Genomic DNA, 3,868 nt, shown 5'->3' on the forward strand with positions numbered 1-3,868 from the left:
ACTCAACTCTGAAATACTTAAGCCCGGTTGATTTCGAAAATGAAAACAGTTATGCTTATTTACGTGTCCCACAAATCGGGGGAAGCACAGACCCTCGACCCGTCGGGCACTTATCTTGCCGGTCGAGCGGTCTTGACAGTTTTCTCTTCCTCTTCGCTCTCTTTAAAGCGGCGTCGGTCCGCCTCTGGCCGATTTCCCGACTCATAATCATTCCGCTTTGCGGAATGATTCTCCTCCTCTCCTTCACTCCCACCTCCGCCCAGGACCGCTTCCCCATGGACAGCTTCGCCGACTCCCTCCCCCGCGACTGGTTCGAAGTGAGAATCCCCGAAATAAGAAGCGCTTACATCGGGCAATCGGTCGAAATCCCTATCACTCTCATCGGTACCGGCGAGGAACTCCTCGGATTTGATTTTCTCATCGCTTACGACACTATGCGCCTTCAATCGCCTGAAGTCAGGTGGGAATCCCGCGCCGACCCGCGCGACCGCGACCCCTGGCAGTTCTATCATCATGAAATAGGCCGCTTTGAAGGGTGCGACCAGTCCTGCCCCAGCGGACTTATCAGAATCTCCGCCGCCAATAATCCCGACAAGCACGTTCCTACATCAAATTCGGGAATCATCAAGCGAAGGCGGATTCTTTTTACACTCATATTTCAAATACCTTTCAGAACTGCCTTGGAGAATGCCACTCTGCCAATCAAATTCTACTGGCTCAATTGCCATAGCAACACCATAACATATCTCGATACGACCTCTTCTCAAACCGGGATGAAGAACACCGGAGTAATGAACGCCCTTGTTGATTATGGCTACAGCGTCAGCCGGGACAGTACTCTGCCATCCTATTCTGGTATTGGCAATAATTGCGATTCTCTCCTGAAAAATACCGGTTCTATGAAGCGCAACATCCTCTTCCGCAATGGCGGTGTTGATTTGGCGGGATAACGGGATAATGAAGTCGCGGGAGACTTGAACATTAATGGTCTTCCATATGAATGGGCTGACCTCGACATATTTGTAAACTACCTAATCACTCACGATAACTCTGTCTTATCTGTAAATCGCCCGGCGCAGATCGCCGCCACCGATGCCAACAATGACCATGCCCCATTTACTATATCCGACCTTGTCTGGATATCTCGATTTATTGCCGGTGAAAGCCCTCGCTTTCCCGCGATCTACTCCGAAAAACTGGTAACTATGAAGAAGAACAAGGGTAATATCTCGCTTGCCACTCCGGTCCCGCTCGGCGCGCTCTATCTGGTTCTGGCTGACAGTACCCCTGTCACTCCGCTTGGCACCGCGCAGGAGATGGAAATCAGAGTGGGATATTCTAATGATACCACCAGGGCAATACTGTTCAGCACTATCAAGGGACAGGCCCTTACTTCGGGACCTGTTCTAAAAGTCGATCCAAAATCCTCCATTCTTAGCGTACAAGCCGCCGACTACTTTGGCGCCGAGATTCAATATATTGATATTCTCGGCGCAAAGAGACCTCCGGTTACTAATGCCATCGCCTTAAAATGCAGTCCTCAATCATTTACCGATGGCACCATTGTCGAGCTATCCTGTGAATCCCCGTCTGATTGGAAATTGGAGATTTATAGCATGGGAGGAGGAGTCATCTGGCAAAAAGAAGGTGTCGCATCCGATCTCCCCTTCAAGGCGATCTGGGTTCCGAAAAGCTCCACTCCCGCTACATATGTTGTCGGCGCCACTGTGCCCGGCAATTCCTCTGCCTGCTATCTTCTTCATTTACCTGATTAAATTACCAGGCCATGAACTACCGTCCGACATGGACCTATTTCGGCGCCGCTATCAATGCCGCCACGGCGCCCGAGGGGTCTTTAATCACGCAATACCTGCCGTAACTTCCCATATCTTTCGGCTCCACCAATACTTTTCCGCCCCGTTTTTTGCACTCCCGGGCGCTTTTGTCTGCATCGGCAACCGATATATAAATCATCCAGCAGGAAGGGAGTTTGGCATTTTCTCCTCTTTTGTGGCAGATTCCGGCGGCCGGTTCTTTATTCTCCGGCGGAAACATCACAAAGTCATCATAGCCGCCCATCGGAACTTTGCCCATTTTCCAGCCGACCACGCGGCGGTAAAAATCGCGTATTTTAGCGGCATCTTTCACCGTTAAATCGGTCCAAACAATCTTGCCTACCGGCGGGGGATTCTTTTTTCTCATAGGTTCCTCTCTTTATTGGGGCTGAGATATCCGCATCCAATATAGTAAGTATTGCCATATTGGACAGCGACAAAAAAGAGCGGCCAAGATTATTCTTTAATCGCCGCCGCTTCCTGCGTAAGAATCTTTATAACGTTGTCTATCTACAGACGGGAGAAATATGCACACGAAAGCGGCGAACCTTACCCGGGAACAGGCTTACCGATTTGAGCGAACGGAAAACTCCGGCTGGGAGGAATTCTACAGGTATGCCACCCCCGAGGCGGTGCAGGAATGCGGTATCGAGATAGAAAATCTTGCCAACGCCACTGTCACAATCGCTTCCAGAATCGATATGCTCGCGGTGAATCGGATAATAGATACCGGATTGGAGACTGATTTCAGCGAAGAAAGCCTGGAGCGGGCAATTTCACTTTATCGAAGCAGAAATATCCCCCGCTTTTTTCTGACCCTCCCCCCGATTTCCTCGCCACCCGATATTCCCCGCTGGCTGGGAGCGCGGAAATTGTATCATTATAACAACTGGGTCAAGATGTATCGCCGGGCCGAGCCGACAGTATCTCAGGGCGGCGCAATTACAATCAGTCAGATAGGAGTGAGCGACGCCGAACTCTTCGCCGAGATTCTGGTCAACTCTTTCGACTGGTCGCGCCAGCTGCTGGGATGGATTGCCTCGACAGTAGGGAAGCCGGGATGGTATCATTATATCGCTTATGATAAACTGACACCGGTAGCGGGGGCATTGCTCTTTAGAAAGGACGATATCGGCTGGCTCAGTTTCGCCGCCACACTGCCGCAACATCGCGGCAAAGGAGCGCAATCGGCGCTTATTACCCGAAGAATCAATGATGCCGCGGAACTCGGTTGCCGCTGGGTGACTGTGGAGACAGCCGAAGAGACCGCGGAAAAGGGAGTGCCGTCATATCGAAATTTGAGAAGATTCGGCTTTGATGTCGCCTATCTCAGGCCTAATTACATTTTTAAGATGGAGTGAGAAAAATGGCGGGAGCCTATTTCCGCCCCTTTTTGCCCCCCGTCCCGGCTTTTTTCTGGTAATGGGCAACCGCCTTGTTGATATACTCTACCGCGTCGGGGGTCTTGCAGGATGTCTCGCCATGGTCAACGTCGACCTTTCCGATTCGCTGCGCCGCCGCTATCGCTTTTTCCCGCAGTTCCGGTTTGTATATGCCAATCGCAATTAAGGCGTTGTTCATAGCATGACGAGCCCGGTTGGGCGAACTCTTAATCTCCTTCTCGATAGTCATCAGGTAACTCTGGCACTCCGCATCCGGCACGCCATTACCTTTGACAAGAAGGCTGCTGAGAATATCATAGCCGCACTGTCTTACAAATTCCTTTTCAGATTTCATCCACCGTTTCATCGTTTCTCCTGCATGAGGAGTCCTGGCGACCAAACCGCCCACCAGGTCGGCAAGCATATAAAATGAAATATCATTAATCCAGCGGTCCGCCAGTGAGTCCGGGAATTTAACCGGGTCGGCAACCATGGTCGCCAGACAACGGGCATCTACATTACCGGTCTCCCACAACTGCTCAGCGAGAGCCTGGTCGGTCTTGAGTTTTTTTTGCAGAACTTTCAGATTGGCGAAATTCACCCCATAAAGATTTTCCCCGGCGCCGTGACGTCTATATATTTTGGCCGTTT

General features: G+C 51.0%; 5 protein-coding genes. 3 read left to right on the plus strand and 2 right to left on the minus strand.

Going from position 1 to position 3,868, the window contains the following annotated elements; all coding sequences use genetic code 11:
- Positions 1–950: hypothetical protein (locus AB1690_10570; GenBank protein ID MEW6015755.1), on the plus strand; the 950-nt coding region annotated here is incomplete at its 5' end.
- Between the two features lie 24 nt (positions 951–974).
- The gene (locus AB1690_10575; protein MEW6015756.1) at positions 975–1,775 is read left to right on the plus strand and encodes a hypothetical protein; all 801 of its coding nucleotides are present in this window, start codon (positions 975–977) and stop codon (positions 1,773–1,775) included.
- A 34-nt stretch (positions 1,776–1,809) separates the two neighbouring features.
- Here the strand turns inward: AB1690_10575 and AB1690_10580 are convergent, their stop codons facing one another.
- Positions 1,810–2,202 carry a VOC family protein gene (locus AB1690_10580; protein ID MEW6015757.1) on the minus strand — a complete coding sequence of 131 codons (393 nt, stop codon included), beginning with the start codon at positions 2,200–2,202 and terminating at the stop codon, positions 1,810–1,812.
- A gap of 160 nt (positions 2,203–2,362) precedes the next feature.
- On the opposite strand from AB1690_10580, the gene AB1690_10585 reads away from it, so the two are divergent.
- Complete coding sequence (locus tag AB1690_10585) at positions 2,363–3,196, plus strand: GNAT family N-acetyltransferase (GenBank protein ID MEW6015758.1); 834 nt, start codon at positions 2,363–2,365, stop codon at positions 3,194–3,196.
- 16 nt (positions 3,197–3,212) lie between these two features.
- Here the strand turns inward: AB1690_10585 and AB1690_10590 are convergent.
- A partial coding sequence (locus AB1690_10590; protein MEW6015759.1) for a DNA alkylation repair protein occupies positions 3,213–3,868 on the minus strand: 656 nt, incomplete at its 5' end.

It is taken from the genome of Candidatus Zixiibacteriota bacterium (assembly GCA_040753495.1).
Lineage (GTDB): Bacteria > Zixibacteria > MSB-5A5 > GN15 > PGXB01 > DYGG01.

Coding starts and splice junctions, on each gene's coding strand:
- AB1690_10580 (MEW6015757.1), bottom strand. CDS start 2,202: ATGAGAAAAAAGAATCCCCCGCCGGTAGGCAAGATTGTTTGGACCGAT.
- AB1690_10585 (MEW6015758.1), top strand. CDS start 2,363: ATGCACACGAAAGCGGCGAACCTTACCCGGGAACAGGCTTACCGATTT.